The organism is Embleya hyalina (assembly GCF_003967355.1).
Taxonomy (GTDB): Bacteria; Actinomycetota; Actinomycetes; order Streptomycetales; family Streptomycetaceae; genus Embleya; species Embleya hyalina.
Genome location: NZ_BIFH01000016.1, coordinates 398,901 through 425,890, shown reverse-complemented (window position 1 = coordinate 425,890; position 26,990 = coordinate 398,901). Strand labels below are relative to the sequence as shown.

At 71.2% G+C, this 26,990-nt stretch carries 27 protein-coding genes and 1 pseudogene; 12 read left to right on the top strand and 16 right to left on the bottom strand.

Annotated elements, in window-relative coordinates; genetic code table 11:
- The 4 genes from EMA17_RS53270 to EMA17_RS12575 all read right to left on the bottom strand — a co-directional run.
- A partial coding sequence (locus tag EMA17_RS53270) for a carbohydrate binding domain-containing protein (RefSeq protein ID WP_218042760.1) occupies positions 1 to 923 on the bottom strand: 923 nt, incomplete at its 3' end.
- A gap of 217 nt (positions 924 to 1,140) precedes the next feature.
- Positions 1,141 to 1,962 carry an ABC transporter permease gene (locus EMA17_RS12585; RefSeq protein ID WP_126637019.1) on the bottom strand — a complete coding sequence of 274 codons (822 nt, stop codon included), beginning with the start codon at positions 1,960 to 1,962 and terminating at the stop codon, positions 1,141 to 1,143.
- A gap of 49 nt (positions 1,963 to 2,011) precedes the next feature.
- Positions 2,012 to 2,860, bottom strand: a complete 849-nt coding sequence (locus tag EMA17_RS12580; RefSeq protein WP_126637018.1) for an ABC transporter permease — start codon at positions 2,858 to 2,860, stop codon at positions 2,012 to 2,014.
- Entirely contained in the window at positions 2,857 to 3,795 is a 939-nt protein-coding gene (locus tag EMA17_RS12575) for an ABC transporter ATP-binding protein (RefSeq protein WP_126637017.1), read from the bottom strand. The genes EMA17_RS12580 and EMA17_RS12575 overlap by 4 nt, the downstream gene beginning before the upstream one ends.
- 179 nt (positions 3,796 to 3,974) lie before the next feature.
- Here EMA17_RS12575 and EMA17_RS55315 point away from each other — a divergent pair, with 179 nt between their 5' ends.
- A complete protein-coding gene (locus tag EMA17_RS55315) occupies positions 3,975 to 5,174 on the top strand; it encodes a sensor histidine kinase (RefSeq protein WP_126637016.1) in 1,200 nt (399 codons plus the stop codon).
- Positions 5,171 to 5,818: a response regulator gene (locus EMA17_RS12565; protein WP_126637015.1), complete on the top strand. Its 648-nt coding sequence runs from the start codon at positions 5,171 to 5,173 to the stop codon at positions 5,816 to 5,818. The genes EMA17_RS55315 and EMA17_RS12565 overlap by 4 nt, the downstream gene beginning before the upstream one ends.
- Positions 5,819 to 5,925: 107 nt before the next feature.
- Here EMA17_RS12565 and EMA17_RS12560 read toward each other — a convergent pair whose 3' ends face one another.
- Positions 5,926 to 6,387, bottom strand: a complete 462-nt coding sequence (locus EMA17_RS12560) for a VOC family protein (protein WP_126637014.1) — start codon at positions 6,385 to 6,387, stop codon at positions 5,926 to 5,928.
- 127 nt (positions 6,388 to 6,514) lie between these two features.
- Between EMA17_RS12560 and EMA17_RS12555 the strand changes: the two genes are divergently transcribed.
- Positions 6,515 to 7,507 carry a helix-turn-helix transcriptional regulator gene (locus tag EMA17_RS12555; RefSeq protein WP_126637013.1) on the top strand — a complete coding sequence of 331 codons (993 nt, stop codon included), beginning with the start codon at positions 6,515 to 6,517 and terminating at the stop codon, positions 7,505 to 7,507.
- A 213-nt stretch (positions 7,508 to 7,720) separates the two neighbouring features.
- On the opposite strand, the gene EMA17_RS12550 is transcribed toward EMA17_RS12555, so the two are convergent.
- A complete protein-coding gene (locus EMA17_RS12550; protein ID WP_126637012.1) occupies positions 7,721 to 8,041 on the bottom strand; it encodes a hypothetical protein in 321 nt (106 codons plus the stop codon).
- Positions 8,042 to 8,135: 94 nt separating this feature from the next.
- Positions 8,136 to 8,297, bottom strand: a complete 162-nt coding sequence (locus EMA17_RS53995) for a hypothetical protein (RefSeq protein WP_246126617.1) — start codon at positions 8,295 to 8,297, stop codon at positions 8,136 to 8,138.
- A gap of 165 nt (positions 8,298 to 8,462) precedes the next feature.
- On the opposite strand from EMA17_RS53995, the pseudogene EMA17_RS53990 reads away from it, so the two are divergent.
- The 4 genes and pseudogenes from EMA17_RS53990 to EMA17_RS12530 form a co-directional block, all read left to right on the top strand.
- A pseudogene (locus tag EMA17_RS53990) lies at positions 8,463 to 8,954 on the top strand (family 1 glycosylhydrolase); the annotation flags it as partial.
- Between the two features lie 9 nt (positions 8,955 to 8,963).
- Positions 8,964 to 9,584 (top strand): GNAT family N-acetyltransferase, encoded by a 621-nt coding sequence (locus EMA17_RS12540; protein ID WP_246126616.1) that lies wholly within the window; start codon positions 8,964 to 8,966, stop codon positions 9,582 to 9,584.
- A gap of 204 nt (positions 9,585 to 9,788) precedes the next feature.
- A complete protein-coding gene (locus tag EMA17_RS12535) occupies positions 9,789 to 10,964 on the top strand; it encodes an aminotransferase-like domain-containing protein (RefSeq protein WP_218042753.1) in 1,176 nt (391 codons plus the stop codon).
- Positions 10,943 to 11,449, top strand: a complete 507-nt coding sequence (locus tag EMA17_RS12530; RefSeq protein WP_126637011.1) for a VOC family protein — start codon at positions 10,943 to 10,945, stop codon at positions 11,447 to 11,449. The genes EMA17_RS12535 and EMA17_RS12530 overlap by 22 nt, the downstream gene beginning before the upstream one ends.
- A gap of 41 nt (positions 11,450 to 11,490) precedes the next feature.
- Here EMA17_RS12530 and EMA17_RS12525 read toward each other — a convergent pair whose 3' ends face one another.
- The 3 genes from EMA17_RS12525 to EMA17_RS12515 all read right to left on the bottom strand — a co-directional run bounded on the left by EMA17_RS12525 (position 11,491) and on the right by EMA17_RS12515 (position 13,772).
- Positions 11,491 to 12,057: a dihydrofolate reductase family protein gene (locus EMA17_RS12525; RefSeq protein ID WP_126637010.1), complete on the bottom strand. Its 567-nt coding sequence runs from the start codon at positions 12,055 to 12,057 to the stop codon at positions 11,491 to 11,493.
- A 105-nt stretch (positions 12,058 to 12,162) separates the two neighbouring features.
- Entirely contained in the window at positions 12,163 to 13,413 is a 1,251-nt protein-coding gene (locus EMA17_RS12520; RefSeq protein WP_371862991.1) for an RNA polymerase sigma factor, read from the bottom strand.
- Complete coding sequence (locus EMA17_RS12515; RefSeq protein ID WP_126637008.1) at positions 13,410 to 13,772, bottom strand: YciI family protein; 363 nt, start codon at positions 13,770 to 13,772, stop codon at positions 13,410 to 13,412. Before EMA17_RS12515 ends, EMA17_RS12520 begins: the two co-directional genes overlap by 4 nt.
- A 362-nt stretch (positions 13,773 to 14,134) precedes the next feature.
- Between EMA17_RS12515 and EMA17_RS55310 the strand changes: the two genes are divergently transcribed.
- The 3 genes from EMA17_RS55310 (at position 14,135) to trpS (ending at position 16,779) form a co-directional block, all read left to right on the top strand.
- Positions 14,135 to 14,263: a hypothetical protein gene (locus EMA17_RS55310; protein WP_281290482.1), complete on the top strand. Its 129-nt coding sequence runs from the start codon at positions 14,135 to 14,137 to the stop codon at positions 14,261 to 14,263.
- Positions 14,264 to 14,334: 71 nt separating this feature from the next.
- Entirely contained in the window at positions 14,335 to 15,369 is a 1,035-nt protein-coding gene (locus tag EMA17_RS12505; RefSeq protein WP_246126615.1) for a methyltransferase domain-containing protein, read from the top strand.
- Between the two features lie 312 nt (positions 15,370 to 15,681).
- Positions 15,682 to 16,779, top strand: coding sequence for a tryptophan--tRNA ligase (trpS, locus tag EMA17_RS12500; protein WP_126637005.1), 1,098 nt, complete (start codon positions 15,682 to 15,684; stop codon positions 16,777 to 16,779).
- Positions 16,780 to 16,828: 49 nt separating this feature from the next.
- On the opposite strand, the gene EMA17_RS12495 is transcribed toward trpS, so the two are convergent.
- Positions 16,829 to 18,433 carry an MFS transporter gene (locus EMA17_RS12495; RefSeq protein ID WP_126637004.1) on the bottom strand — a complete coding sequence of 535 codons (1,605 nt, stop codon included), beginning with the start codon at positions 18,431 to 18,433 and terminating at the stop codon, positions 16,829 to 16,831.
- Between the two features lie 205 nt (positions 18,434 to 18,638).
- Between EMA17_RS12495 and EMA17_RS12490 the strand changes: the two genes are divergently transcribed.
- Positions 18,639 to 19,367, top strand: a complete 729-nt coding sequence (locus EMA17_RS12490) for a TetR/AcrR family transcriptional regulator (RefSeq protein WP_160161386.1) — start codon at positions 18,639 to 18,641, stop codon at positions 19,365 to 19,367.
- A 357-nt stretch (positions 19,368 to 19,724) separates the two neighbouring features.
- Positions 19,725 to 21,854 (top strand): MMPL family transporter, encoded by a 2,130-nt coding sequence (locus EMA17_RS12485; RefSeq protein ID WP_170222149.1) that lies wholly within the window; start codon positions 19,725 to 19,727, stop codon positions 21,852 to 21,854.
- Positions 21,855 to 21,929: 75 nt separating this feature from the next.
- On the opposite strand, the gene EMA17_RS12480 is transcribed toward EMA17_RS12485, so the two are convergent.
- From EMA17_RS12480 to EMA17_RS12460, 5 genes are all read right to left on the bottom strand, one after another.
- The gene (locus EMA17_RS12480; RefSeq protein ID WP_126637002.1) at positions 21,930 to 22,799 is read right to left on the bottom strand and encodes a transporter substrate-binding domain-containing protein; all 870 of its coding nucleotides are present in this window, start codon (positions 22,797 to 22,799) and stop codon (positions 21,930 to 21,932) included.
- 32 nt (positions 22,800 to 22,831) lie between these two features.
- Entirely contained in the window at positions 22,832 to 23,614 is a 783-nt protein-coding gene (locus tag EMA17_RS12475; RefSeq protein ID WP_126637001.1) for a hypothetical protein, read from the bottom strand.
- Positions 23,611 to 23,793 carry a hypothetical protein gene (locus EMA17_RS12470; protein WP_126637000.1) on the bottom strand — a complete coding sequence of 61 codons (183 nt, stop codon included), beginning with the start codon at positions 23,791 to 23,793 and terminating at the stop codon, positions 23,611 to 23,613. Before EMA17_RS12470 ends, EMA17_RS12475 begins: the two co-directional genes overlap by 4 nt.
- Positions 23,794 to 24,129: 336 nt before the next feature.
- On the bottom strand, positions 24,130 to 25,062 hold the full coding sequence (locus EMA17_RS12465) for a MerR family transcriptional regulator (RefSeq protein WP_126636999.1): 933 nt from the start codon (positions 25,060 to 25,062) through the stop codon (positions 24,130 to 24,132).
- A 103-nt stretch (positions 25,063 to 25,165) separates the two neighbouring features.
- The gene (locus EMA17_RS12460) at positions 25,166 to 26,803 is read right to left on the bottom strand and encodes an ABC transporter substrate-binding protein (protein WP_126636998.1); all 1,638 of its coding nucleotides are present in this window, start codon (positions 26,801 to 26,803) and stop codon (positions 25,166 to 25,168) included.
- Positions 26,804 to 26,990 lie beyond the last annotated feature (187 nt).

Genomic DNA, 26,990 nt, shown 5'->3' with positions numbered 1-26,990 from the left:
GCGCCGTCCCGATACACGTTGTAGCCGGTCGCACCGGGCACCGCGTTCCACGAGAGCGGAACACTCGTGTCGGTGGGGGCCCCGGCGGCCAGACCGGTGGGCGCGGCCGGGATCTGGGTGCCGCCGCCGGTGGTGCTCGCGCTCACCGTCGCCGACTTGGGGGACTCGCCGGCGGAGTTGGTCGCGGTGACCTGGAAGGTGTAGGCGGTGGACGGGGTCAGACCGGTGACCGTGGCGGAAGTGCCGGTCACGGACTGCACCTTGGCGCCGTCCCGATACACGTTGTAGCCGGTCGCACCGGGCACCGCGTTCCACGAGAGCGGAACACTCGTGTCGGTGGGGGCCCCGGCCGCCAGACCGGTGGGCGCGGCCGGGATCTGGGTGCCGCCGCCGGGTCCGGACAGGGTGATGTCGTCGGCGTAGTAGGCGGGTTGGCCGTACCAGCCGTGGGTGTAGACGGTGACGGACGTGGTGGACGGACCGGTCCGGAACGTGGTGGTGAGCTGCTGGTAGGTGCCGGCGCCCGGCGTCCAGGTGGACGGGTCGGTGGTGCCGGTGCCGGTCGCGCCCAGGTAGACGTAGCTGCCCTGGACCCAGGCGCTCAGCGTGTAGGCGGAGTTCGGGAGAACCGTGACGGTCTGGCTGCAGCGGGCGTTGTCCGCGCCCGCCGGGGTGGCCTTGAGCGCTCCGGTGCCGGCATGCACCGGGGTGCTCGCCGCCGCGCCGGAGCCGGCCGTACAGGTCCAGCCGGAAAGTCCGTCCTCGAAGCCGGGGTTGCTCACCAGGTTGTCGGCGGCCCGGGCACTGCCGGCGCCCACGAGGGTGAGACCGGCGCCGGCCAGGGTGATCGCCGCGAGGGCGGCGATGGTGGGATGTCCGCGGCGAGGGGACTTCGCTCGCGGAACGTGCGGAACGCGTGCCACTACTGCCTCCGTGCGTGGAGAAGCGATGTGGGTGGTAGCGATGGGACTGCGTGCGCGTCAGCCCGCCCTGCGCGCTTATTGGTCTAGGCCAAAGTGGTCCAGACCAATAGAGCGTGTCAAGGTTTTCCCGGCGATCCGAGGCCGTTTACCTGGGCGTCGCCACTCGATTACGCTCCGCAGTGGCGGATTGCCCTCGTTTCGGCGCACGTTGCGCCGCTCAGAGGTCGCGGCGGCGCAGGACGAGTGCGGCGGCGGTCAGGAGGGCGAGCGGCCAACCGGCCAGGACGAGCCAGGAGTGGGTCACCGACGGGGGGTACGGGCCGAGCTCGTCGTCGGCGGTGCCCAGGCCCACCAGCGCGGACCAGGCGTTGCGCGGCATGAGGTTGGCCGCCTCGGCGAGGAATCGGCCGCCCTCGGGGATCGGTTCGGGCACCACGCCGAGCGTGACGAAGACCGCGAACACCGCGCCCGCCCGATGCCGGACCAGCACGCCGACGGCCAGACCGAGCAGCGCGGCCGTCGGCAGCAGTACACACGCCGCCAGGAACCCGCGTGCCACGCCGGGATCGCCGAGCGCGAGGCCGAGGCCCTTGCCGGACAACACCGCCTGGGACGTCCCGAACGAGGCGATCGCCGTGGGCACGCCGACCGCCGTCGCCACGACGGCCGACACGGCGGCCTTGGCGAGGAGTACGCGGCGCCGGTCCGGGACGGCGATGAAGGTGGTGCGGATCAGGCCGCTCGCGTCCTCGCCGGTGAAGGACAGTGCGCCGATCACCGCGGCGCCGATCATCAGCAAGCCCCAGACGCCGTGATCGAAGGAGGCGGCGAGTCGATCGAAGTCGGTGCGACCGCGCGTGCCGACGAGGTCCACGCCGGAGCACAGGAACCAGGACAGGGCGGCGGTGCACGGCGGGGCGAGGAACAGGGAGAGCAGGAGCAGCCGCCGGCAGGAGAGTTTCAGCCACTCGGCGGCGATCAGATCGGGGAAACGGGCGGGGTGGAGGCGGGCCGGGGTGGTGGGTGTGGGCGTGGGCATCCTGGGTCCTTGTCACGGTGGGGGAGCCGGAGGCGGGTCGCGGCGCGGGTCAGACGTCGCGGCGGCGCAGCAGCGGCAGCATTACCGCCAGTGCCGCGAACGCCCAGGCGGCGAGCGTGATCCACGCCGTCGGCACGGACGGGAGCCGTTCGACGGTGTGGCCCGGGTCCATCACGGTCAGCCGCCCCCACGCGTAGCCGGGCAGCGCGTTGGTCACGTGTGCGCTGCGGTCCGCGTCCAGCGGCGGGACGCGTCCCTTTCCGGCCACCGGTCCGGCCAGGAAGAAGACCAGCACCGCGAACACCGTTCCGGCGGTGTTGCGGATGATCGCCGCCAGGGCCATGCCGATCAGCCCGCAGACGGCAAGCATCACGGCGGTGCCGGCGACCGCGCGGGCCACGCCGGGAGTGCCGTACGAGAAGCCCGGGATCCGGTCGCCGTAGGTGGCCAGCGTGACGCCCCAGACGCCGACGCCGATCACCAGGCCGACGACGGCGAGGGTGCCGGCGAGCACCGCCGCCTTGGCCGCCAGGACTCGGGTGCGTGCCGGTACCGCGATGAACGTGGTCCGGATCAGGCCGCTCGCCTGCTCCCCCGCCACGGTCATCGCGCCGAGCGTGCCGGCGGTGGCCATCAGCAGTAGGAACTTCGGGAAGGGGAAGGCGTCGTGCGCCGGATCCGGGTGCCGCTTGAGCTCGGCGGCCAGGGTCGGCCAGTCGGCGTACGTGGTGGCGGCGCCGCCGTGGGCGAAGTAGAGGTAGAGCGGCACGAGCAGGCCGAGCACGATCGGGGTCGAGCGCAGCGAGGTCAGTTTGATCCACTCGGCGGCGATCAGGTCGCGCCATCGGGGGCGGGCGGCCGGGGACCGGGTGTCCGCGGTCGTGCACGTGGTGCTCATCGGCCCGCCCCTCCCTCGGCGCCGGCCGCGGTCGCCGCCGCGCGGTACCGCACGCTGTCCGCCGTCAGCTGCATGAACGCGTCCTCCAGGGTTTTGCCGTGTGCGGTGACCTCGTGGACCATCACCCGGTGGGTGAAGGCCAGTTCGTTGACCTCGGCGGCGGTCGGGCCGGTCACCGAGAGCGTGTCGGGGCCGTGCGCCCGCACCGTGGCACCGGCCTCGGCCAACACGGCGGCCAGCGCGGTCGGGTCGGGCGTTCGCACGGTGACGCCGCCGGTGGTCGCGCGGGCCGCGAAGGCGGCGAGTGATTCGTCCGCAATCAACCGTCCGGCGCCGATCACGACCAGGTGGTCGGCGGTGTGTTCCATCTCGCCCATCAGGTGGCTGGAGACCAGCACGGTGCGGCCCTCCGCCGCCAGTTCGCGGAACAACCCGCGCGCCCACCGGATGCCCTCCGGATCGAGGCCGTTGACCGGCTCGTCGAAGAGCAGCACGGGCGGGTCGCCCAGGAGCGCGGCGGCGATGCCGAGGCGCTGTCGCATGCCGAGCGAGAAGCCGCCGATCCGCCGCCGGCCCGCGTCGCCCAGGCCGACGGTGGCCAATACCTCGCGCACCCGGCCGCGCGGGAGTCCGTTGCTGCGGGCCAGCGCGCCCAGGTGGGCGTTCGCGGTGCGGCCGTCGTGTACGTCGTTCGCGTCGAGGAGGGCGCCGACATGGCGCAGTCCGGTACCGAACTCGCGGAACGAACGCCCGTCGATGGTCGCCCGGCCGCTGGTGGGGGTGTTCAGGCCGAGCAGCATGCGCAGGGTGCTGGTCTTGCCCGCGCCGTTGGGGCCGAGGAATCCGGTCACCCGGCCCGGTCGCACGGTGAAGGTCAACCCGTCGACGGCCAGGACACGGCCGTAGCGCTTGGTGAGGTGTTCGATCTCGATCATGCCGTCGAGGTTGCCGGGGGGCGGGTACGGGTCGCATCGGCCCGTGGCCCGGCCGCCGGGGGCGGGCGGCTCCGTCCCCGGGTATGGCTCGGCTCCGCCCGCGGGTGTGCTCGGCTCCGCCCGCGGGATGCGGTCCACGGGCTGATTCGGGGTGGGCCGCCGCCGGCTAGGGTCGGCACGTGCCACGACTCTCGAAGCCCTCCGCCCCGCCGACCCGGTTGTCGCCGGGCGCGTTGACGACGCTCGGCTGGTGCGCGGTCCCCGCGTTCGCGCTGCTGCTGTACGGGACGCTGCCGCGGCCGACGCATCCGGTGTTCCTGGCCCGGGATCACTTCCTGGCGCCGTCGCCGGGCCTGGTGGTGGCGGTGGCCGTGGTGATGGCGCTGCCGATCGGGTGGGCGGTGCGGTGGCCGCTGCCGGCGCTCGGGCTGCTGCTGGCCGAGGCGGTCGCGGCCCGGGTGTTCGGGACGCGGTGCTGGCCGCTGTTCCTGGCGGCGGATGTACTGGTCTTCCATCTCGCGGTGACCTGTACGCGCCGGGCCTCGGTGGCGGGCCTGGTGGGTGTGCTCACCGGCTGGGCCGTGGTCGCGGCGGCCTTCGTACCGGCGGGCCGGATCTTCGCCGTGCTCACCGGGCCGTCCTCGGGGCTGGCGGTGATCGCCGTCGCGGCGTGGATCCTGGGCAGTTGGATCCGCCTCCGGCAGGACCACGCCGAGGAGTTGCGCGCGCAGGTCGCGGTACAGGCGGTGCAGGCCGAACGGCTGCGGATCGCTCGGGAGTTGCACGACATGGTCGCGCACAACATCGGCGCCATCGCGATCCAGGCAGGCGCGGCGCGGCGGGTGATCGAGACCCAGCCGACCGGGGCGCGCGACGCGCTCGGGGTGATCGAGGCGACCAGCCGGGAGACGCTGACGGGGCTGCGGCACCTGCTCGGCGCGCTGCGCGAGGCGGACGACGGCGCGGTGGGCCCGGCGCCGGGCGCGCCGGTGGCGGGCCTCGCGGATCTCGACCGACTGGTGGCGGGCACGGCGGAGGCGGGGGTCCGGGTGGAGATCCGCCGGATGGGGCGACCCCGGCCGCTGGCGGCGGAGATCGAGTCGTCGGCGTTCCGGATCATTCAGGAATCGGTCACCAACGTGGTGCGGCACGCGGGGGCCGACCACTGCCGGGTGTCGGTGGACTACGGGGTGGCGGAGTTGGCGCTGGAGATCGTGGACGACGGTTGTGGCGGGGGCGGCGATCGGGCGCCGGGGCTCCCGGGCAGCGGCTACGGGATCGCCGGGATGCGGGAGCGGGTCGCCCTGCTGCACGGGTGGTTCAGCTCCGGTCCGAGGCCGGAGGGCGGCTTCCGGGTGGCCGCGGGGTTGCCGATATGACGATCCGGGTCCTCTTGGTGGACGACCAGCCGGTGGTGCGTGCCGGGCTGCGGATGCTGATCGCCGACATCGCGGACATCGACGTGATCGGCGAGGCGGGCACCGGCGCCGACGCGGTCCGGCTGGTCGACGAACTCGGTCCGGACGTGGTGGTGATGGACATCCGGATGCCGGTGATGGACGGGATCGAGGCCACCCGGATCATCACCGCGAAGTCCCCGGCCTCGCGGGTGATCGTGCTCACCACGTTCGACGAGGACGAGAACGTGTACGGGGCGCTGCGCGCGGGCGCCGCCGGGTTCCTGGTGAAGGACATGGTGCTGGAGGACATCATCGCGGCGATCCGGGTGGTCTCCGCCGGCGACGCGCTGATCGCCCCGGCGGTCACCCGCCGCCTGATCCGCGACTTCGCCGACCGAGCCCCCGCACCCGCCCGCCGCCGACGGCCGGTCGAGGGCATCACCGACCGCGAGCGCGAGGTCCTGGTCCTGATCGCCCGCGGCCGCTCCAACGCCGAGATCGCCGCCGAGTTGTACATCACGATGGCCACCGCGAAAAGCCACGTGGCCCGCCTCCTGTCCAAGCTGAACGCCCGAGACCGCGTCCACCTGGTCATCGCCGCCTACGAGGCGGACCTGGTCTGAGCCCCTACGGGCGACGGGCGAGCCGGCGTGACGGGCGGACGACGACCACGGCCGCGACGGCATCGACGCCGGCCCCGCCCGACCGCTCCGCTTCAGGGGCCGCCGGGTCAGTCGAGGCAGAATTCGTTGCCTTCCGGGTCGGTCATGACGATGTGGCCGGCGTCCAGGGGCGGCGTGGGGTCTTGGCGGTGTACGCGCTTGGCGCCGAGGGCTTCGAGGCGGGCGCATTCGGCTTCGAGGGCCGCCATACGTTCGTCGCCTCGGAGACCGGGGGCCGCGCGGACGTCGAGGTGGACGCGGTTCTTGGCGGTCTTGCCCTCGGGGACCCGCTGGAAGAACACGCGTGGGCCCCGGCCCTCCGGGTCCTCGATGGCCGACCGCGAGTTGCGCTGCTCCTCCGGGACGCCGATCCGGGCGAGGAAGTCGTCCCAGGCGGCGAGGGGGTCGGCGCCCTCGGGCAGGTCGACTCCGGGCGGGGCGGGGTGGACGTAGCCGAGGGCGTCGCGCCAGAAGGTGGACAGGGCCTTGGGGTCGTGGGCGTCGAAGGTGACCTGGATGTGCCGGCTCATGGGGTGGTCCGTTCGCGAGGGTTCGGATGTGTGTCTTCGTGGGGGCTCTTGCCGCTCTTCCCACCGCGACGATCGTGGCACGCATTGCGGACAGGATCGGTCCGCTGTCTCTGGCACGGTGGACGGCATGGATGTGGCGAGCGGTGGCGAGTTGGGGACCACGGAGCGGGTCCTCACGTTGCTCGGGCTGTTGCAGCGGCGTCGGGTGTGGACCGGGACGGAGTTGGCCGATCGGCTGCGGGTCACGACCCGGACGGTGCGGCGTGACGTGGAGCGACTGCGGGTGCTGGGGTATCCGGTGCACGCCGAGCAGGGGGTCGGCGGGGGCTACCGGCTCGGCGCGGGACAGGAGGTGCCGCCGCTGCTGTTGGACGACGAGGAGGCGATCGCGACCGCGGTCTCGTTGCTCGCGGGTGCGGGCGGCGCGGTCGCCGGTGCCGGGGAGGCCGCGCTCCGGGCGCTGACCAAGCTCGATCGGGTGCTGCCCACGCGGTTGTGGCACGAGGTGCGGGCGCTGTCGGGTTCGGTGGAGTTCTTCGGCCGGGGACGTACGCCCGTCGACCCCGAGGTGGTGATGACGCTGGCGGGGGCGTGCCGGGACGAGGTCGAGGCGGGCTTCGACTACCCGTCCGGGGGCGAGGTACGGCGGCGGCGGGTCGAGCCCTATCGGCTGGTCGCCTCCGATCGACGGTGGTATCTCCTCGCGTACGACCTCGACCGGGACGGCTGGCGCAGTTTCCGGGTCGACCGGATGACCGGGGTGTCGGCGCGGACCTGGCGCTTCCGGCCGCGGGCCGCGCCGGACGCGGCGGCGTATGTGCAGGAGGGTGTGGCGAGTCGGGTGTACGCGCACCGGGCCCGCTTCCTCGTCCACGCGCCGGCCGACACGGTACGCGCGCAGATCCCCCCGTCGGCGGCCGTCGTCCACCCGCGCGGGGACGACCGCTGCGAGGTCGTCAGCGGCGCGGGCAGCCTCGACTACGTCCTCATGCACGTGGCGCTGCTCGGCCACGACTTCGAGGTGATCGACCCGCCGGAACTGGCCGCCCGCTGCCGTGAGTTGGCCAAACGCCTGGCCGCGGCCGGGGCGACACCTCCGGGCGGCCCGACTCCCGGGTAGGCGCGGGTCGTTCCGCGTCGAGGCCAATGCCCCGACCGGCCCCGCCCCGGCAACTCGCCGGAGCCGCCCGGCGCGACGTCGTCACGAACGACACCGGGAACCGGGCGGGCGGTCGCGGGCGACGGGCCGGTCGGGGCGTGTGGGCGGGCACCGGTCGGGTCGCTCGCGCCGTCGTCGGTCGACGCGCCGCGATCGGTCGGTCACGGGCCGGAGTCAACCATCCGTGGCGCGCGGCCGGTCGACGGTGGGCGGGCGGGGCCGGCCCGATGGGCGGCGCCGGTGTACGACGATCAGGATGTCGGTCCAGGCGATGCCGGCTCCGATGATGGAGCCGACCGCGGCCGGGATCCACAGGGCGCGGGCGTCGGCCGCATTGGTATCGGCGGCCACCGCGAACAGGGTGGCGGCCAGGATCAACACCGGTAGCGCGATACCGGCCGGGGTCAGCCGGCGGGCGAGTGGGCTGAGATGGATGGGTAGGTGGTGACCGCCGACGCCGTGGCTCGGAGGTGGTTGGGCTGCTCGTGCGGTCATGGTTCGACATCTACCCGACGACGCCCCCGTCACGCCGGAGCGGACCGACGACTCGGGCGGAGGTGGTGGGGGCGGGGTGTCGAGGGCGTGCGGTTCAGGCGTCCTCGTCGTCCCCGTCGTCCTCGTCGTCCTCGGGGACGGGGTCGCCGGCCGCCGCGCTCTCGTCCGGTCGGGGGTTGTCGGTTCGGCCGGCGTTCCCGTTCGGCCTGTCGGCGGTCGGGAGGGCGGAGGTGAGTACCGCGCCGCGCACAGCCACCGGAATCGAAGGCCGTCGACGGCGGCGAGCAGGATTCGGGCCGCCCAGGCGGCGTCGGGTACGGAGCCCGCACCAGGCAACGGCCCTGGGGCCCGGGCCACATCCGCGGAGACGTCCCGACGAGAGGCCGCGGGCCCGCCCGTGGCCGGGGGCGACGGGGTGTAGTCGTACACCCGTACCCGGATCGGCCCCGACGGTCCGCTGCCGATCCCCGATGACGCCGAACGTACGCTCACCGGCCGGGAGTTCCACCCGCCGGCGCTCGGCGAGGCACTGCGCCACACGGCGAGGGTGGTCGGCCCCGTCCCGCCGATCGTCACCGAGAACGGCATCGCGACGGACGACGACACCCGGCGGATCGGCTACACCTCGGGCGCCCCGGCCGAACCGGCGGCGGCGCCGGCCGACGGCATCGCGGTGCGCGGCTACCTGCACCGGTCGTTGTTGGACAACTAGGAATGGGGCTTCCACGGGCCGACGTTCGACCTGATCACGCTCGACCGGCAGACGTTCGCCCGCACCCACGCGGCCGACACACGGGGGTGGGCCCGCCCGCCGCGCGACATCGACCCGCCGGTCGACGGAAATCGGCTCGTACGTCCGCGCGTTCGGGCTGACCGGCGGGGTTGCGGCGGCCCGACGGCAGCGTCGGCCTAGGGTGGGCGCGTGAGCACTTCCCCGTACCATCCCGTACCCGCACGGGTGGCGACGAGCGCGGATGTCGACGCGATCGTCGCCGCCCTGACCACCGCGTTCTTCGACGACCCCATGTGGGGACCGGCGTTTCCCGACGTCGGGCGTCGCGCCGAACAGGCCGCCCAACTGTGGCGGTTGCTCGCCTGCTCCGCGCTGCGGCACCCCTGGACGCTGGTGACCGAGCACGTCGAGGCCGCCGCGCTGTGGATTCCGCCGGGCGCGAGCGAGTTGGCGGCGGAGGAGGAGAGCGACCTGGAGACGTTCCTGGTCGAGCTCACCGACCGCCCGACCGCCGACGCGATCCTGCGCATCTTCGAACTGCTCGGCGACGCCCAACCGAGCGAACCGCACTTCTACCTGAGCCTGTTGGCCACCCACGACGACCACCGCGGCCGTGGCCTCGGCATGGGTCTGCTGACCGAGAACCTGGCCCGGATCGACGCCCTCGGCGCGCCCGCCTACCTGGAGTCGTGCAACCCGGCCAACAACGCGCGCTACGAGCGGGCGGGTTTCGCCACCCTCGACACGGTCACCCTGGACACCGGCCACGTGGTCACCACCATGTGGCGCCCGGCCCGCCCCACGCGCTGAGCCGCCCGGGGCCCGACCCGCCGCGCCCCGGGAACACGGCGACGGTCGAGCCCCCACCGGCAGCCCCGACCCGTCCCCCGAACCTCACGTTTTGCTCAGATCCCGCCCCTCTCGCACGTCACCCTCCTAGCCTCGTCGCCAACCGGCGATCCCCCGGCCCACACACCGGGTCGGCGGCCCGGCGAGTGCGGCAACGGAGGTGCGATGAGCCCGAGTCGGACGCCCGATACGTCGATCGCCCCGGCACGCGTCGACCCCGTGCTGCACTCGACCGCCCTGCTCGACGAGGTCGCCGACCGCTACCCACGTGCGGTGTCCCTGGCCGCCGGACGTCCCGTTGACCCGGCGCGCACCGAGTCGGCCGACGGACGTCAGGAGGCGCTGGCCCACGCGTTGCGGGTGCTGCGCCGCTCGGATCGGGACGTGGTCCTGGCCGTCGCGCCCACCTACATCGGCCTCACCCGCGCCGCCCGCCTCGCCGAACTGCCGGTGCTCCCCGTCGCCGACGGCCCGCGCGGCGTCGACCTCGACGACCTCGCCGCCCAGGTACACGGGGCCCGCGCCGCCGGACTGCGGCCCCGAGCGCTGTACCTGGTCCCGGACTTCGCCACCCCGGCCGGAATCGGTCTGGACCTGCCCGCCAGATGTGAACTGCTCGACCTGGTCGGCGATTTGGACCTCCTGCTCCTGGAGGACGACCCCTACGGCCCGGTGCCGATACCCGCCGCCGCCCACCGCCCGCCGGCGCTGCACACCCTCGACACCCGCCGCCGGGTCGTACACGTGGACACCTTCACCCGAAGCACCCACATCCCACCCGCCACCACCAGCGCCAACACCAACACCAACACCAACACCAACACCAACACCAACACTCCCGACCGAACCACCTGGGCCGCACGCGTTTACCTGCACAACCCCCGCCACCTGCTCGAAGGTCTCGCCGCCCGCTTCGGCCACGGCCCACTGGCCGGCCGAGTGCACTGGCACAACCCGGCCGGCGGCCCGTTCACCGTGCTGACCGTCCCGTTCCTGGTCGACGACGCGCTACTGGAGGTGTCCGCCCGGGAGTTCGGCGTGTTGTGGACACCCATGGCGCACTTCTACAACCCGGGTATCGGGCCCGCCCACCGGCTGCGCCTGTCCGGCGGCGACCTGGAACCGGCCCGCATCGACGCCGGCCTGGACCGCCTCGCCGCCCTGGTCGGCGACCGCTCGGGCCGCCACTCCCGCCGCCCGGATCGGCGCGCGTCCACCGACCCGTCCCGTAGGCCACGATCGACCCGAGCCGATACAACCAGCGATATGGTGTTCGGTGTAAGGGAGTTGCCCGCACGTCGACCGGACGGGAGCACACCATGGCAGTACCCGTGGCGCTGAATCACCTCGCCTACCAAACCCGGGATCTGGCCGCGACGCACCGCTTCTGGACCGAGGCGGTCGGCGCCGAACTCGCGGGCGCGGTACGCGAGGAGTCCCGGACCATCGGCAACGGCGAGGTGACCCCGCCGTTCCTGCACGTCTTCTACGCGCTCGCGAGCGGCGAGTGCATCGCGTTCTTCGACGTGGCCAAGGAGTACGAGCCGGTCCCCGACGGCCTGGAGTGGTGGACCCGGCACGTCGCGCTCGCCGTCGACTCCCCCGCCGAGGTCGACGCGATGGCCGAGCAGATCCGCCGCCACGGCGTCGAGGTGCGCGGCCCGATCGACCACGAGGGTGTCTGGTACTCCGTCTACTGCTTCGACCCCAACGGCGTACACCTCGAAATCACGCACCAGAACCGCTCGTTGACCGAGCAGGACGCCGACGAAGCCCGGTCCGCGTTCGATGCCTGGCTCGCCGACCGGGCGGCCGGCCGGCTCTGAGGCGCGAGCCCGGGCACCCCCGTGACCCGGGCTCGGTCGGCTCAGTCCTCGACGCGTGCGTAGCGCACCATCACCACACCGGCGTCGAAGGTCCGCGAATCGACCAGGCGCAGCGCGTGGCGCACGTCGTCGTTCCGGAAGACCGGCTTGCCACCGCCCAGGATCAGCGGGTGCACGAAGACCAGGTACTCGTCGATCAGGCCCAGTTCGGTGAGCGTGTTGGCCAGTCCCGCGCCGCCGGTCAGCAGGATGTCCTTGCCGGGCTCGGCCTTGAGCGCGGCGACGTCCTCGGCCACGTTCGCACCGATCACCTCGGCGCCGTGCTCCGCCTGCTTGAGCGTGGCCGAGACCACGACCTTGCGGGTGGCCCGCCAGATCGGCGCGAACCGCAGGTCGTGCGGATGGGTGGAGATGGTCTCGACGATCGGCCAGTAGCCGGACATCATCTCCCACACCACGCGGCCGTACAGGAACGTGTCGACCCCGTCGTTGATCGTCTGCCCGAAGTCGGACAGCTCCGGACCCATCGTCGGCCAGTCGAACTCACCGTTGGGTCCCTCGATGTAGCCGTCGAGCGACTGGTGGACCATGTAGAGGATCCTGCGCATGATGTGCTCCCTGGGGATTCGGGCCGTTTCCGCTGTTCTCACGGTGAGGTCGGAGCCGACGACACGTTCTCGACATCCGCGCCGAGCGATTTCCGGTGAAATCCCTCAGGCGCTCCCGCCCACCCGCGCCGCGCGTATCTCCAGGTAGCGACGCTCCGGCAGGCTCGTGGTACGGCGGGCCGCCGTGCGGTACGCCTCCCGGGCCGCCTCGCGGTCCCCGGCCAGTTCGAGCAGGTGGCCCCGGACCGCCCAGACCCGGTGCCGGCCGGCCATGCGCTCGTCCCCGGCCAGCGTGTCCAGCAGGTCCAGGCCGGCCTGCGGGCCGTGCACCATCGCCGCCGCGACACTCCGGTTCAGGGTGACCATCGGCCCCGGGGACAGGTGGGCCAGGAGCCGATACAGCGCGAGGATCTGCGGCCAGTCGGTGTCCTCGGCCCGCGCCGCCTCGGCGTGCACAGCGGCGATCGCGGCCTGGACCTGGTACGGCCCCGGCGGCCCCCACGTGAGCGCGTCGGTGACCAGGTCCGTGCCCTCGCGGATGGACTCGGCGTGCCAGCGGGTCCGGTCCTGCTCGGCGAGCGGGATCAGCGCGCCGTCGGCGCCGGTCCGCGCGGCCCGCCGCGAGTCGGTGAGCAACATCAGCGCCAGCAGGCCGGCGATCTCGCCGTCGTCCGGCCGCAGCCGGTGTATCGCGCGGGTGAGCCGGATCGCCTCGGCGGTCAGGTCGGTCCGGTGCAGGTCGGGGCCCGAACTGGCGGTGTAGCCCTCGTTGAAGATCAGGTACAGCACATGCAGCACCGCCCGGAGCCGCTCGACCGCGTCGGGCCCGGCGGGGGTGCCGAATCGCCCGCCGGCCGCCTTGATCCGCTGCTTGGCCCGGCTGATCCGCTGCGCCATGGTGGCCTCGGGAACCAGGAAGGCGTCGGCGATCTGCGCCGTGGTCAGCCCGCCGACCGCGCGCAACGTCAGTGCCACCTGCGAGGCCCCCGACAGCGCGGGGTGACAGCACAGGAACAGCAGGGTCAACGCGTCGTCCCGGGCGCCGGCCGGCTCCCCGTCGGGCGCCGGCGCCACCTGCTCGTCGGCCGGCGCCTGTGCGGCCAGCCGCTCCTCGCGGTTGCGCCGGGCACGTTCGCTGCGCCAGTGGTCGATCAGTCGCCGGTCGGCCACGGTGAGCAGCCACCCGAACGGGTGGTCGGGCAGCCCGTCCACCGGCCACTGCACGGTCGCCGCGAGCAGCGCCTCCTGTACGGCGTCCTCGCACGCGTCGAACTGGCCGTGTCGGCGGACGAGCACACCGAGGACCTGCGGGGCCAATTCCCGCAGCAGGTCCTCGGCGGGCGCGTCCAGGCTCACATCTCCGTCCCCGACTCGGACATCACCGGCCGCACCTCCATCGCCCACCGCCTGGCGTCCGGCCAGCGGGCGGCGATGTCGGTGGCCCGCTCGGTGCTCTCGCATTCGACGAGGAGATACCCCGCGAAGTGCTCCTTGGCCTCCATGAACGGGCCGTCGGTGACCGCCGGCACCCCGTCCCGCACCCGGACCGTCCTGGTCTGCGCCGGGTCGGCGAGCGCCTCGCCGCCGAGCAGTTCACCGGACGCGGTCAGCTCGGCCATGATCGCGTCGACCTCGCCGAACAGCTCGGTGCGCTCGGCCTCGGAAAGCTCCTCCACGAAACCGGGGCGGTTGTAGATCAGCAACATGAACTTCATGACTTCGCTCCTCGTGCGTCCGCTGCGTCCGGCCCCTGCGGGCCGCTCGTATCCGGGTCGGAGCCCGCCGACCGTTCTCGACATCCCGGCGCACAGAATGTCGGATCGAAATCCCGAACGCGATTCCGCCGCGCCAAGCCGCGCGGGACCGTCGAGGAGGTCCGTACCGCGGCGCGCTACCCGATCCACTCCATCAGCCGTCCACGGAGGGCAAGTCGACAACCTCCGTGCACAGTTGGTCGAACACTACCTGCCCCGCACGGCCGAAGCGGAAGTTCATACCCCATATGGGTGTTCGTGACCACACACCGGATGTACGCACGCACAATGGACATCCATTCGACAATTCGGGAGGCTCGACGATGCCTGAGCACGGCAAGCCCGACAAGGACGGGGACGACAAGACTCCGCAAAGGCAGCGGGATGGGCAGTGGCCGAAGGACAAGCCGATCCCGACGAACGACCCTACGAACCCGGAAAAGGACAAGTGACGGGTCGCCCCGGCCCCTTCTGGGATCACGTTTTCGAGGACACGCCCCGTCGCCTGTACATTCCCGCCGTCGTGTGGGGAGTCGACGACGAGCTGATCAATCGCGACACGGACCCGGACGCATGGGCGGCCGCCGTGGAGGCGGACGTGCCTCTTGTCATCCAAATGGACGACGGCACCGACAGCGGCGACATGATCCCCACGTCGTCCGCATCGATGCCGTCCCTTGTTCGGCTCATGCTCGAGCAACTCGACGTCCGCCCGAATCACCACGTGCTCGAACTCGGTACGGGAACCGGATGGTCAAGCGCGCTCTTGTCCGCCGCGCTGACCGAAGGGAGCATGATCACGATCGAGATCGACGAACAGGTCGCGGGCGCCGCTCACAAGGTCTTGCGCGAGCGCTGCCGGACCGTGCCGACCATGGTCGTCGGGGACGGTCTCGAAGGACACGAGCCCGGTGCACCCTACGACAGACTGATCGCCACCATGGCCGTCCGACACGTGCCCTACGCGTGGGTGGAGCAAGTGAAGCCCGGCGGGGTGATCGTCACACCCTGGGGGAACTCGTACAACGTCAGCGGACTGCTACGCCTGTGCGTGGATGGCAGCGGCACGGCGAGCGGTCGCTTCGTGGGAAACGTCAACTTCATGTGGGCCCGCTCGCAGCGCTCGGCGTTCGACGGTCGGCCGTTCGTGGGTGACGTCATCCCGGACCCGGAGACGGCACGGGTAAGACACACCCTGACGGACCCACGTCCCCTGCGGCGGGAACACGCGGACTTCGCGATCGGGTTGCGGTTGCCCGATGTCGAGCAACGCACGTTCTTCGGACGAGCCGACAGGGCCGACGAGTTCACGGTCTGGTACTCGGATGGGAAGTCATGGGCGGCCATCGACTACAAACCGGGTGCGGACTCGTTCGAGGTGAGCGAGCACGGACCACGTGATCTGTGGGCGGAGATCGAGGCCGCGTACGAAGCGTGGCTCGGCCAGGGCGAGCCCACGCGCGAACAACACGGGGTCACCGTGACCCGTGACGGTCGATCGACGTGGCTCGAAGGGCCGAACGGCCGAGTGGAGATCGGACCGGCGTCGATCACCTGACACAGTGTCAGCCCCGGCCCGCGCATTGGGGGTCGGGGCCGGCTGTTCACTCCCCGATCCCGCGCACCCGGACTCCCGCGACCCGTCGGGCTCGTCTTGCGTCCGCTGTGCTCCACCGCCGGCGGCGCGTTATGCTCGGGGTATGCATCGTGTATCGGGTACGAGTTGGTGGCGCTCCACATAGGAGCGACCGCCCATTCGGGCCTGACCGGGGTCGTTCGTACGGACGGCCCTTTTTTCGTGTCCCGAAGCGGGAGGCGGGCGGGTGTCGTTCCGGCGGCGGCTCACCGACCACCCACCGGGAGACGGATCATGAACGACCTGCTCGATATCACCACGACCGCCGCGACCGACGCCATCGGTACCTCCGCCGCGCGGCTGCGGAGCGCCGAACTCGAGGAGCGGATCCGGTACAAGCCCGGGCGGTTTCGGGTGCTCACCGGCGACCGGCCGACCGGCCCCCTGCACCTCGGGCACTACTTCGGCACCCTGCACAACCGCGTGCGGCTCCAGGATCTCGGCGTCGAGGGATTCCTCATCATCGCCGACTACCAGGTACTGACCGACCGCGACGTCGCCGAGCGCCTGGTCGAATACGTCGAGGGCCTGGTGCTCGACTACCTGGCGGTCGGGATCGACCCCGACCGCACCACCATCTTCACGCACAGCGCGATCCCGGCGCTGAACCAGTTGTTGCTGCCGTTCCTCAGCCTGGTCTCGGTCGCCGAGCTGAACCGCAATCCGACGGTCAAGGACGAGATCGCGCACTCGCGGCAGGCCGCGGTCAGCGGGCTGATGTTCACCTACCCCGCCCATCAGGCCGCCGACATCCTGTTCTGCAAGGGCAATCTGGTCCCGGTCGGCCAGGACCAGTTGCCGCACGTCGAACTCACCCGGACCATCGCCCGCCGGTTCAACGAGCGCTACCCGACGGGCGGTTCGCCGGTCTTCCCGGTGCCCGACGCGCTGCTGTCGGCCGCGCCGCTGCTGCTCGGCACCGACGGCTCCAAGATGAGCAAGAGCCGGGGCAACGCGATCCCGTTGGGGGCGAGCGCGGACGAGACGGCCCGGCTGATCCGCGCGGCCCGGACCGACGCCGACCGGCACATCACCTACGACCCCGTCGCCCGGCCCGGGGTGGCGGGCCTGGTGCTGTTGGCCGCGCTGTGCCAGGAGCGCGACCCGCACGCGGTGGCCGACGAGATCGGCGCCGCGGGAGCCGCCGCGCTGAAGCGGACCGTCACCGAGGCGGTGAACGAGTTCCTGGCCCCGATCCGGGCCCGGCGCACCGAATACGCGCGCGATCCCGAGCGGGTCCGGCGTGTGTTGCGGGCCGGCAACGAGCGGGCGAACGCGGTGGCCGACGAGACGTTGCGCGAGGTCCGGACGGCGATGCGCGGCATGTACTGAAGAGCGGTCGCCGAAGCGCCGCACGGACGGCGGTCGCGGCAGCCCGGCATCACCTGCCGCGACCCCGTCCCGCCACCTCCGTCCGCTCCGCGGCCCGCCCCCGCGCCGCCGTCGCCACCGGCCGCTCCCGCATCAGGAACGCCACCAGCACCGCCGACCCGAGCAGTACCGCCGACCCGGTCCACAGGGCCAGGTGCAGACCGTCGATGAACGCCGTCGAGGCCGCCTCGCGCACGACCGGCGGCGCCGTACCCAGGTGCCCGATGCCCCCGCCGCCACCCGACGTGCTCGCGTCGACCACCTTCCGGGCCTGGTCCGGCGGTACGTCCGCGCGGTCCAGGAGGTCGCCCAGCCGACTCGACATCCGCGCCGTGAGGATCGCGCCGAGTGCGGCGATGCCGACCACGCCGCCCAGTTCGCGGGCGGTGTTGGAGATCGCCGAGGCCATGCCGGCCCGGGCCGGTTCGACCCGGGACATCACCGCGATCGAGATCGGCGTGAAGCACAGGCCCATGCCGCCGCCGAGGAACGGCAACACCCAGCAGAACTCCGCGTAGGTCACGTCCTTGCCGTAGAAGGACAGCCCGCCCAGCGCGATCCCGCACATCGTCAGCCCGACCACCAGCGGTACCCGCGGCCCGATCCGGCCCGCCACCCGCCCGGAGATCGGCGCCGCGATCATGATCGCCAGGGTCGACGGGAACGACGCGAACCCGGCCTCCGTCGGCGTGTACCCGAGCACGTCCTGGAGGTAGAGGCCGAGGAAGAAGAACGCGCCGAACATCCCGAAGCTGACCGCGAATCCGACCCACACGGCGGCGCCGATCACCCGGTCCCGGAGGAATCCGACATCGAGCATCGGTTGGGCGGCGCGCAGTTCGACCCCGACGAAGCCGATCAGCGCGACCACGGCCAGTGCGCCGGCGCCGAGCACGCGGGCCGAGGTCCAGCCCTGGGCCGGGCCCTCGATCAGCGCGAACACCAGCGCGCCGACGGCGGGTACGCCCAGGAGCACGCCCGGTACGTCGAAGCGCCCGCGACGCTCGGCGAACTCCGGGAGCACGAGGGCGCCGATCACGATCCCGGCGACGCCGATCGGCACATTGATCCAGAACACGCTCGCCCAGCCGAACGTGTCCACCAACGGACCGCCGATCGCCGGGCCGAGCGCCAGCCCCGCGCCGGAGACCCCCGACCAGACGCCGATCGCCCGGGCCCGCTCCCGGTCGTCGGTGAACACGTGCCGGATGATCGACATGCTGCCCGGCAACAACAGCGCGCCGCCGACGCCCTGGACCGCGCGACCGGCGATCAGCGCCGCCAACGACCCGGCCAGGGCGCAGGCCACCGATCCCGCCGTGAAGATGCCGAGGCCGATCAGGAACACCCGGCGTCGGCCGTACCGGTCGCCCAGCGTGCCGCCGGTGAGCAGCAGCGCGGCGAAGACGAGGCTGTAGCCCTCCATCACCCACTGGAGCCCGCTGACCCCGGCGTCGAGGTCGCGGTCGATGCTCGGCAGCGCGTTGGACACCACGACGTTGTCGAGCATCGCCACGAACAGCGCCACACACAGCGTGGCCAGGATCAGCCCCTTACGCGGCGCGCCGGCCCGATCCGACCCGGATATCGGCCCCGCCCCCGACTCGTGCGACATGACTCTCCCTAACAGCGTTAGTCGATCCCTAATGGTGTTAGATTGCATTGCGTCGCCCCCCGGCGCAAGAGGATTGATCCGAACCCGCGCCCGAAGTTCGCGGCGCGACCGGAATGCGGAAGGGAATCGACCTGATTCCGAGGGAGGATCGACCGAACGAGGTCGACGACAATGCCCTCGGCGGAGTCGACGACGAGGAGTGGGTATGACGGGCAAGGGCCGGGCGCGACCGGACGGCACGCGCAAGCGGCCGGCGGTGACCCTCGACGCGCTGGTCGAGGCGGGCCTGGCCGTGCTCGAACGCGACGGCCTCGACGCGCTGTCGATGCGCTCGGTGGCGGCCGAACTCGAGGTACGGGCACCGTCGTTGTACTGGCACGTGCGGGACAAGGAGGAATTGCTGGACCTGCTCGCCGACGGCCTGCTCGGCCGCGGCGCCCGCGAACTGCCGCCGACGCTCGGCGACTGGCGCGTGGATCTGCGCGAACTCGCCTGGGCCTTCCGGAGGTTCCTCAAGAACAACCGGGATTCGACGCGGGTCCTGATGGGTCGTTTCCCGTCCGGACCCGGGATGGCGGCGGTGATGGAGCATCAGCTCGCCATGCTGCACGAGGCGGGCTTCGGCCGGCAGGACGCGGCCTACATCACCTACGGCCTGAGCCTGCTGGTGAGCGGATTCGTGTACAGCGAACAGCGGCCGATCACCGCGGCCGTGGCCGCCGGGGTGCCCGTCGGCGACGCGGTGTCCGCGATCGGCGACACCATCGCGGCGTTCCCCGCGGACACCTACCCGCACCTGGTCGCGGCGGCTCGCGAACTCACCGGCCCGGACATCGACGAGCGCTTCACCTTCGTCCTGGAACGTTTCCTGGACGGCCTGGTCGCGCTGCCCCGCCGACCGAAAGCGGAGCCGACGGCGGCCCCCGACGCATGACCGATGGCGACCCCATCCGTCCGCTGCGTCACGATTCGCCCGTCGATCAGCCCCGCCGATTCGACGAGTTCACCAGCTATTAACCCGCCCTGTGCCCAACTGGGCGGTATTCGGTGGACGGTGGGGCAGTCCGTCCAGGACAATCCGCCGTCGGACCGCCGGCAAGCGATGAGTTTCGGGGCGCCGGACGGTCCGAATCTCGGTATGGCACACAGCAATAACAGCACCGCACGGTTGGCTACGCGTGGTGCTGCGGACAGCCTTGGTCGCGTGTTCTCGAACCCGGCACAGAGCTGAATCCGTGAAGTCGATCGACCGCTGCTTCCGTTCGGAATCAGCCCATCAGCTGGGGGATACATGAACCGGATCAAGGCGCTTGCGGCGTTGCCGTGCGGGCGCCGATCCAAGTGGGTCGTGCTGGCTCTGTGGGTGGTGCTGCTCGTTGCGGCGGCGCCCCTGGCGAGCAAGCTGACCGACGCACAGAACAACGAGGTCTCGTCGTGGCTACCCGCCGAGGCCGAGTCCACGAAGGTGATCAACGAGCAGAAGGACTTCCGTCCCGACACCACGGTGCCCGCCGTGGTGGTCTACGAACGTTCGTCGGGCCTGACCCAGGCGGACAAGGACGCGATCGTCGCCGACCGCACGATGTTCGGCACGGCCAAGGGCGTGACCGGCAAGGTCGAGGACACGACCTTCGACAAGGATCAGAAGGCCGCCCAGATCCTGGTCCCGATCAGCGTCAAGGACGGCGGCTGGAACGATCTCGGTGACGCGGTCGACCAGCTCAAGGAAGCCCTGAAGGACAACCCGACGGGCCTGAAGTCGTACGTCACCGGCCCCGCCGGGCTCGGCGCCGACCAGGCCGAGTCGTTCGAGGGCATCGACGGCACGCTGCTCTACGCCACCCTCGGCGTGGTGGTGCTGATCCTGCTGTTCACCTACCGCAGTCCCGTCCTGTGGCTGCTCCCGGTGATCTCGGCGGTGGGGGCGCTGTTCAGCGCCCAGGCCGTGGTGTACCTGTTCACCAAGGCCGGCCTGGTCGTCAACGGGCAGAGCGCGGCCATCCTGACCGTGTTGATCTTCGGTGCCGGAACCGACTACGCGCTGCTGCTGATCGCGCGCTATCGCGAGGAGTTGCACCGGTACGAGGACCGGCACGAGGCCATGGCGGCGGCGATGTTCCGCGCCGGACCGGCGATCGTGGCCAGCGCCGCCACGGTCGGCGTCGGCATGTTGTGCCTGATGGCCGCCGAGATGCAGTCCACCAAGGGCCTGGGCCCGGTCTGCGCGCTCGGTGTCCTGGTCGGCCTGATCGCGATGACCACGCTGCTGCCCGCGCTGCTCGTGATCGTCGGCCGCTGGGTGTTCTGGCCGGTGCGTCCGCAGTTCGAGCCGGACGCGATCACGCACGACGAGAAGGGTGTCTGGGCCCGGGTCGGCCGGAAGATCTCCGGTGGTCCCCGCGTGGTCTGGATCATCACCGCGGTCATCCTCGGCGTGATGACCATCGGCCTGACCAACCTCAACGGCGACGGCATCGCCAACAAGGACTCCTTCACCAACAAGCCGCAGTCGATCCACGGCCAGGAGGTGTCGGAGCGCTACTTCCCCGCAGGCTCCGGCGACCCGATCGTGGTGATCGGCAAGGAGTCCGCCGCGGCGGCGCTGATCCAGGCGATCCAGGGCACCCCCGGGATCGCTCCCGGCCAGGTGCACCAGACCGGTGCGGTGGGCGGCCGGGTCCAGATCGAGGCGACGATGATCGCGTCGCCCGACTCGAAGGCGGCCAACGGCACCGTCGAGCGGGTACGCGACTCGGTGCACGGGGTCCCGGACGCCGCGGCCAAGGTGGGCGGCGGTACCGCGACCCGCATGGACATCACCTCGGCGTCCGAACACGACGACAAGGTGATCATTCCGCTGATCCTGCTCGTGGTGCTGATCGTGCTCGGCCTGCTGCTGCGCGCGGTGGTGGCGCCGCTGGTGCTGATCGCCACCGTGGTGCTGTCGTTCGCCGCGGCCCTCGGGATCAGCGTGTTCACCTTCGAGCACCTGCTCGGCTTCAAGGGCACGGACGTCGGCTTCCCGCTCTTCGTGTTCGTGTTCCTGGTGGCGCTCGGCATCGACTACAACGTGTTCCTGATGAGTCGGGTCCACGAGGAGTCGAAGCGACACGGCACCCGACGCGGCATGCAGATCGGCCTGGCCGCGACCGGTGGCGTGATCACCTCGGCCGGCCTGGTGCTGGCCAGCACGTTCGCGGTGCTCGGCACATTGCCGATCGTCGCGTTCGCCGAGATGGGCTTCACCGTCGCGCTCGGCGTGCTCCTGGACACCTTCATCGTGCGCTCGGTCCTGGTCACCGCACTGACCCTGGACATCGGGCAGAAGATCTGGTGGCCGAGCAAGCTGGCCCGACACCCGGACGAGGACGACCCGGAGCCGGGCGGCGACGACGCCCGCGAGAGCGTACTGGTCGGCTGATCCGGTAGCACCCGACCGGAGGGTGGCGGGCGGATCTCCTCCGCCCGCCACCCTCTTCGCGTTTCTCGGATCGGGTCACGGGATCGGCTCGTCGAGGCACGAATACTTGTCGACGGTCGAGGCGATCGGCTTGTAGTTGCTGATCCAGCCCGGGGCCTGGATCGGTATCTGGGGCAGCGACACCCGGATGGCCTCGATCCAGGCGCTGCTCTCCACGTACTCCTTGATGATCCCCTTCAGCCGTCGGCAATCGTCGCGATGGCCCTTCGGGAGCCCGATGCCGTAGTGCTGCGGTGCCCCGATGGTCAGGTCGGGGACCACCCGAAATCCGGCCGCGGCGTTCAGGTTCGCGTAGCCGTACAGGATGGTCTGATCCGTCGAGACCGCGGCCACCCGACCGCTTTTCAGGTCCGCCATGCACGTCGTCGCATCGGCCTCGATCAGCATGTCCACCTTTTGCGTCCGCAACTGTTCCAGCGCGTTCTCCGACGTGGTTCCCTCCCACGTACACACACGCTTGCCGTTGAGGTCCGCGAGCACCTTGATGTTCGCGTCGTCCGGGCCGACCAGGAATCCCTGTCGGGTGGTGAGGTAGGGACCGACGAAATCGATCTGCCTCATGCGTTCGGGGGTGATGGAAAAGGATCCGACCACCAGGTCGACCTGGCCGGAGCGCAGCTTGGTGATCCGGTCCTTGGAGGACACCTCCGTGGGGGAGATCTCGACCTTCAGTTTCGTCTTGAGCATCGTGGTGAGCAGCACATCGGTACCGGATCGCTGGTAGTTCTCCAGGAGCGAGACACCCGGGAGGTCGTTGTGCATGCCGACGACGAGCAGGGACTTGCCGAAGAATCGCCGGTCGGTGGAATCGTTCGTGCAGGCGACGGGCGCCAGTGCGACGAGCAGCAGGCACGCGACCCGGCGTCGAAGGGCCTTCGTGTTCATCCGGTTCGTTCGTCTCCCTCGGTCGTGCGGGATCAGTCGTGCAGGATCGCGGTCGTCACGGACACGTTCATCGCACAGCCCGGGTCGGTGTGCACCGTCACCGTGGCCTCGACGGTGCTGCGGGAGCCGCCGAGCGCGAGATCGACGGCGGTGCCTCCGGGGATGCCGTCCACCGCGACGGGCCGCCCCGGGCCGGTCAGGACCAGGTCGAGCCTGGTCTGCGGGACACACGCCTGGGCTCGTTCGTCGGCGTCCCGGACCGCGAGGGTCAGGCGCAGATGGGTACGGTCGGGCACGCCCACGACCTTGATGTCGACGCGACCGCCGTCCGGAACCGACATCGCGTGCGCGACCTCGACCCGCCCGGTGACGTCGACCTCGCCGTGCACGCGCAGGTATTCGGTCCACACGAAGGCGGCCATCACGCAGATGAGGGAGACCACGGTGATCGACACCCGGCCCCGCTCGGAGCCCACGAGCGCCAACGCGCGTAGCACGGTGGCCGGAAGGGCGATGCCCATCAGTACGTAGATCCCGACGAACTGGTCCTCCGGGCCGCCGGGATTGCGAAGCAGGGCCGTGGTCACCAGCGCGATGACCACGCAGAAGAGCGGCAGGCGCCACCTTCGGGAGTCGTCGGCAAAGATGCTGACGATGACGTTGCCCACCACCTGGGCGATGGCGATGGCGCCGCGGCTCTTGGGCTCGGCCGACAACCGATCCGGGGGGTCGCCTTCGCCGATCGTCGGTTCCGGCGCGGCATGCCTGCCGCGTTTCGCGTCCGGGGTTTCGTCGGCGTCGGATCTCGCGTTCACGGGCCCTGGACCGGTCCCGGTCGGTATCCGCCGTGGACATCGCCCACGACCCGACCGCGGTGCGCGGCACCGTCGGCGAGCCGCTCCCGGGTCGACGCGAGTACCTGCATTCCCATCGTGGCCGCGGCGGCGGTGACATGGGGGACGATCCGGGCCGCCGCGGTCGGCAGTTCCGTCATCGGGCACTCCGATTCTTGGACGCGATCGCGCGCCCGGAAACGCCCTCCCGGGTCGGGAGGGGATGAGGCTGCTTCCCGTACCGGGATCCGACGGCTTTTTTTGCTGGAACTCGCCCGATTCCCTCACCATGCGTCGATCGCGCACGTCGCCGTGGCGGGTCGTGCGTAAACCGGCTCGTCACCCGTGGTGTCGAGTGTGCTGCATGCCGCGATCCGCGGGGTGAAAACGGGGAAATTACCCGCGCGAAAAGGAAGTTGCCCGATCGCCGAGATCGTGAGCCGGACCGCCGAACCGGATTCCCCGGGGGCGGACCATGTCCGCCCCCGGGCGTGGGTCTACCCCCGGGCGCGAAGGGCCTTCGTGAACCAGGTGAAGATCGGGGCCGCGCTGGGCCATGTGGGCCAGGCGTTGATGACGCCGAGCAGGGCCCAGTAGCGTTCCGCGCGTGGGTCGCCGCCCACCTCCATCCGCTCCACCAGTGACGCGACGAAGGCCGCGTCGGCCGGGCGGCCGAAGGCCGTCGCGTAGGCCGCGACCAGCTCGGTGACCACCGGCTCCGCCGCCGCCGAGGTCGGCTCGATCCCGGCCGCGCGGGCCGCCTCGACCCGCTCCCGGGTGAGTTCGGACAGCCGCTCGTAGGTGCCCCGGGGGAGGTCGTTCGGACGGTCGCGCGCCTGGTACTCCGCCATCCGCCGGATCGACGCGCGGAAGTCGGGGTCGGTGACCAGTTCGCCGAGGTCGACCCACGCCTCCAACTGCTCCTGGGTCGGATCGTCCGGCAGGCTCGGCAGCCCGCAGCGCATCCTGGCCAGGAAGTCCGGATCCACCTCCAGGTCGGCGAAGGTCGCGTCGAGGAAGTCGGTGATCAACTTCCGACGTTCCTCGTCGGACAGTCGGGCGAGTTTGTGCATCAGGTTCGTCTCCTCGGGACTCGAACCCCGCCCGGCCACCGCGCGCAGCACGGCCCGACGCAACCGCAGCGTCTCGATCCGCGTGTCCAGCGCCCGCGCGTGCGCGTCGGCGACCTCGGCGACGGTGACCTCGCGGGCCAACACCCGTTGGATGGTCGCCAGGTCGATGTCGAGGTCGCGCAGCGTGCGCACGAGTTCGAGACGGGCCAGTGCGTCGACGTCGTACAGCCGGTAGCCGGCGGGACTTCGTCGGGTGGGCGGCACGACCCCCGCGTCCGCGTAGAACCGGATCGTGCGGACCGACAGACCGGTCCGCCGGGCCAGGTCGCCGATCGAATACAGGGGCGCGCCGTCCATGTCCCTCACCGTGCCGTCTCCACCCGGTGGAGACTCAAGTCCGAACCCCGAGGGTACGGCCGCCGAGGCTTGGGCCGGATCGGCACCCGGGCCCCGGCCCGGATCAGCCCTTGAGCCCGATCCGGTCCATCAGCACCATGCCGTCGTTGCTCAACACCATGCCCACCACCGTCGACCGGTGGAACGCGGTGACCACCGACGACTGGTACGTCCACAGCGGCGCGTCCTGCTTCAACTGCGCGGCGACCGCGGTGTAGGCGGCCTTGCGCTGCGCCGGGTCGTTGGTCGTCCGGGCCCTGTCCAGGTTCTGGTCGACGGTGGGGTTCGTGTACAGCAGGTAGTTGTTCGGGCTGGTGCTGTAGAGGTTCACGTACAGCCCGGGTTCGGCGTCCGAGAGGTAGTAACTGAACATCGCGGCCTGGTAGTTCTTGTTGATCACGATGTCGGTCTGGAACGCGGCGATCGGCATCGGCGCGATCTTGACCGAGATGTTCCGCAGCGCGCGGAGCGAGGTCATGATGTATTCGGCGGTCCGCTGCGCGTTGGCGTTCTGCGGGATGGAGTAGGTGAAGTCGAGCGGCTTGCCCGCCGCGGCCAACTCGTCCAGCAGCCGCTGCGCCTCCGCACGGTCGGTGCGCTGGACGGTCTCGGTGCCCGCGTCCACGAGCGGGCTCTCCGGCGGGAAGATGCTGCGCGTAGGCGTGCCGTTGCCGCTGAACGAGATCTTGTTCACCTCGTCCGCGTCGAGCGCGAGTTGCACCGCGCGCCGGGCGCGCACGTCGTCGAACGGCGCGCGCTTGTTGTTGAAGTAGATCGACTCGCCGCCGATGATCGTGACGATCTTGGTCTCCAGGCCCTTTTGCTTGGCCTTGACCGGGTCCTCGGCGTTGACCGAGACCTTCATGTCGGCGCCGCCGGAGTAGACCGTCTCCAGGCCCTGGGTGCTGTCCTGGATGATCTTGAACACCACCGTGTCGGCGTACGGCTTGGCCGCGCCCTGCCAGTAGCCGCGGTTCTTGACGAAGGTCATGTGGTCGCCGGTGGTCCACTCCTTGAAGGTGTACGGGCCGGCGCCGACGGGGTTGCGGGCGAAGCCGGCCGGGTCCTTGCGGTACGCGGTCGGGGAGACGATGAACGACAGGTTCGAGGCCACGATGTGGTCGAAGTTGGCGTTCGGGCCGGTCAGGGTGATCTTCAGGGTGGTGGGATCGACCACCTCGGTCGCCTTGACCGCCGCGATGGTGCCCGCCTGATACGACTTGCGCGCCGGCGCGGCGTGCTCGTCCCAGGTGAACTTGACCGCCGCCGCGTCGTAGGGGGTGCCGTCGGAGAACTTGACGTTCGGCTTGAGCTTGAGCGTCCAGGACGCGTTGCCCGGGTCCGGGGTCAGGCTCTCGCCGACCTGCGGCATCACCTTGCCGGTCTTGGCCTCGTGCCAGAACAGCGAGTCGTAGACCGCGTTGAGTCGGCTGTTGTCGGTGTACGAATTGCTCAGCGCGCCGAACGGGTCCATCGAGCGCATGTCGCTCGCCATCGCCACGGTCAGCGTGCCACCGGACTTGGGCGCCACCGTGGAGGTGTCCGCGTCCTTGCCCGCCGCCGCGTCGTCGCCGCCACCGCACGCGCCGAGCACCAGACAGGCGGCTACGGCGGGCACCACGGTGCGCACGATTCGCCCGACGGGTACGCCCGCTCGGGCGCCGGGGCGGGTGGGGCCGGGATGCTCACGTGTGATGTCCATGCGTGCGCCTCGTTTCGCTCGGTGCCTCGACCCCTTAGGGGCGGTCGGAGGCGGAGCGTAATCGAAGCGGCGAACGATCTTTGTCGCGCTTTTTCGGGTAGTGATGGACGTTTCGCCGTATGCATGGCGCCAGTTGCCCGCCGGACGGGAGTCCTCGTCGGCCGACGAGGACTCCCGTGACGGTGTG